2 protein-coding genes are annotated in these 3,452 nt (G+C 72.3%); both read right to left on the reverse strand.

Features of this window, described 5'->3' with window-relative positions:
• Positions 1-846 (reverse strand): alpha-amylase family glycosyl hydrolase (locus tag PLL68_RS03390; protein ID WP_324531652.1); only part of this gene is annotated, 846 nt, incomplete at its 3' end.
• A 188-nt stretch (positions 847-1,034) separates the two neighbouring features.
• A partial coding sequence (treY, locus tag PLL68_RS03395; protein WP_324531654.1) for a malto-oligosyltrehalose synthase occupies positions 1,035-3,452 on the reverse strand: 2,418 nt, incomplete at its 5' end.

The raw sequence follows: 3,452 nt of genomic DNA on the forward strand, positions 1-3,452 counted from the left end.
CATGTCGACGTCGTTGAGGTCGCTCTCGGCGATGAGGTCGAGGGGACGACCGAGATCCTCGGCCAGCGCTGCCACGGCATCCGAGAGGTCGGCGAGCAGGTGCCGTGGTGAGGCGTCGCGCAGCTCGTGCACGGCATCCAGACGGAGGGCGTCGACGTGGAAGTCGCGCAACCACCGCAACGCGTTGTCGACGATGAAGCCGCGCACGTGGTCGGCGTGGTCCTGGTCGAGGTTGACCGCCGGACCCCAGGGGGTGCTGTGCGCGGTCGTGAAGTACGGGCCGAAGCGGGCGAGGTAGTTGCCGCTCGCGCCGAGGTGGTTGTGCACGACGTCGAGGCAGACGCCGAGCCCGCGTGCGTGGCAGGCGTCGACGAAGCGGGCGAACGCGACCGGGCCGCCGTAGGGGTCGTGCACGGCGTAGAGCCCGACGCCGTCGTACCCCCAGCCCCACCGACCGTCGAAGGCGGCGATCGGCATGACGTTGACGACGTCGACGCCGAGGTCGACGAGGTGATCGAGCCGCTCGATGGCGGCATCGAAGGTGCCCCGCGCGGTGAAGGTGCCGATGTGCAGTTCGTAGACGATGCCCCCGAGCACGCCCTGGCCGGCTCGCGGGCCGCGCCAGTCGCCGTCGGTCCACGTCAGGGTGGCCGGGTCGAACGTGCGGCTCGGTGCGTGCACGCCGTGGGGCTGCCACGCGCTGCGAGGGTCGGGCACGGGAGGTTCGGCACCGTCGAGCACGAACGCGTAGTCGATGACGACGTCGGATGCCGTGGCCGGCCCGTCGCTCTCGGATGCCGTGGACGGCCCGTCCCAGCGCCACCAGCCGTCACCGAGCGCAGTCATCGACTCCCGTCGAGGCTGTACCCCGAGTGACCTATTGGTCGATTCCGGTACGCCAGCCCCGTCGGCAGGCTGTACCCCGAGTGACCTATTGGTCGATTCCGGTACGGACCACTCGATCTCGACGTGGTCAGCCTTCGGGGCCCAGACCTCGATCGGCAGCCTGCCCGCACCAGGTCGGCTCGCCACGCTCACGAGTGCCGCACCAGCAGGGCCACCGGGCGGTGGGCCAGCAGCGTCGCCAGCGACACCGAGCCCCCGGTGATGACGTCGTCGCCGTCAGCCAGCACGTCGCGCCACGATCCGGGCGGAAGCTCGACGACGGCATCCCCGAACCCGCCACCCGCCGCGAGCAGCCCGGCCGCCACGGTCGCGACCGTGACGACACGCAGCCCGTCGGCGTCTCCCCGGGCAAAGGCCAGGGCATGGGGGCTCGAGGTGACCAGCCCGGTGTACGTCGTGCCCTCACCCACGAAGGCAGCGGGGTCCTCGCGGCGCACGCGCAGCGCGCGGGCGGTCACCCGCATCTTCTCGTCGTCGAGGTCGAGCGCAGGCTCGCCGGCGACGACCCGGGCCAGCCGCTCGCCGCGGTCCGTCCAGTCGACGGGCCGACGGTTGTCGGGGTCGACGAGCGAGAGCGTGACGGTCTCGCAGCCCTGGTAGACGTCGGGCACGCCGGGCATGGTCAGCTGGATGAGCTTCTGCGCCAGCACGTTGCCACGCACCGAGGGTTCGTGGGCCACGGTCCAGGCGTCCAGGTGGCTCTGGACCAAGGGGTCGTGGGTGAGGTCGCGCGCGTAGGAGGTGACGGCATCCTCGTAGTCGGTGTCTCCGTCGACCCACGCCGTGTGCACCTTGGCCTCACGCACGGCCTTGAGCAGGTACCCCTCGAGCCGAGAGCCGGTGATCGGCCAGGCCCCGACCAGGGTCTGCCACAGCAGGTACTCGGTCGGCGAGTCCACGAGCGCCGGCCGGTGGGCGTCGCCCAGCGCCCGCGCGGCCGCGACCCACGTCGCCCAGCCCTCGCCGTCCTCGGCGAGCGACATGAGCCGGGCACGCACGTCCTCCGAGCGCTTGGTGTCGTGGGTGGTCAGGGTCGTCATCGACGTCGGCCACGACGCGACGAGCCCCTCGCACCAGGTGTGGAACTCCTCGGCCGAGATCGACAGGTGATCGGGGTGACCGCCGACCTCGTTGGCGCCGGCGAGGCGGAACCAGCGGTAGTAGGCGGTGTCCTCGATGCCCTTGGCCATGACCGGGCCGCAGGTCTGCTGGAAGCGCACCCGGAAGTCGTCGGCGAGCGGGCCGGTGTCGAGCGCGGCGTCGCGCAGCTCACGATCGAGCACGAGGTCGACGATCACCTCCAGAGCGGGCTCGTCGGTCGGCGCCAGGTGAGCACGCGCGCGACCAGCCGCAGCCTCGATGACCGCCGCCTGCTCGGGGTCCACGGCACGCCCGGGCACGACGTAGGCGCGGTAGCGGTCCATCGCGACGAGCAGGGCCTCGAGCGCGCGCCGGGCCGACGCCTGGTCGAGGTCGGGCAGGATGCGCCGCACGAGCCGCATGAGCCGGTCGACCTCGGCGGCCTGCACGTCGTCGACGACGAGGCGCTTGGCCTCGGCGACCACGTCGTCCAACGACCCGCGCTCGGGCGCGGCCTGCGCCCACAGCCGGTCGAGCACCGCAGCCCCGGCCGAAGGGGTGAGCACCTGCTGCACCCGCAGCAACGCGTCGTAGCCCGTCGTGCCGGCACACCTCCACGAGTCGGGCAGCTGCTCGCCGCCCTCGAGGATCTTCTCGACGACGACCCAGGAGTCCCCCGTGGCGTCGGCGAGCCGGTCGAGGTAGCCGCCGGGGTCGGCGAGCCCGTCGGGGTGGTCGATGCGGAAGCCGTCGACCGCGCCGTGCCCGTGCAGGGCGAGCAGCAGGGCGTGGGTGGCCATGAACACGACCGGGTCCTCGACGCGCACCGCGACGAGCGAGGTGACGTCGAAGAAGCGGCGGTAGTTCAGCGCCTCCCCCGCCTCGCGCCAGCTCGACAGGCGGTACGCCTGCGCGTCGACGAGCTCGGCCAGCGGCAGCCCCTCGGTGCCCGGCGCCACCGGGAACTCGGCGTCGTAGTAGCGCAGGACCGGGTCGGATGCCGTCGGCCCACCGTCCGCGGCGAGCACCAGTTCGCCGGCCTCGAGAGCCTGCTCGAGCGTTCCGCCGAGCACCGGCATCAGGAGCCGGTCGTCCTCGGCGACCCAGTCGACGTCGAACCACCCGGCATACGGCGAGCGGCGGCCCTCCCGCAACAACGACCAGAACGGGGCGTTGAGGTGGGCCGGCTGCGGCACCGCCATGTGGTTGGGCACGACGTCGACGATGATGCCGAGCCCCGCGGCGCGGCACGCGGTGACCAGACGCTCGAAGCCACCCCGGCCACCGGCCGCTTCACTGATCCGGGTGTGGTCGAGCACGTCGTAGCCGTGCGTCGAGCCCGGCGCCGCCTGGAGCACGGGTGAGAGGTAGACGTGCGAGACACCGAGCGAGGCCAGGTACTCGGTGTGCCCGGCAGCGTCGTCGTAGGTGAACCCCTCGTGGATCTGCAGGCGGTAGGTCGACGT

The organism is Ornithinibacter sp. (genome assembly GCF_035443565.1).
In the GTDB taxonomy this organism is placed as follows: domain Bacteria; phylum Actinomycetota; class Actinomycetes; order Actinomycetales; family Dermatophilaceae; genus Fodinibacter.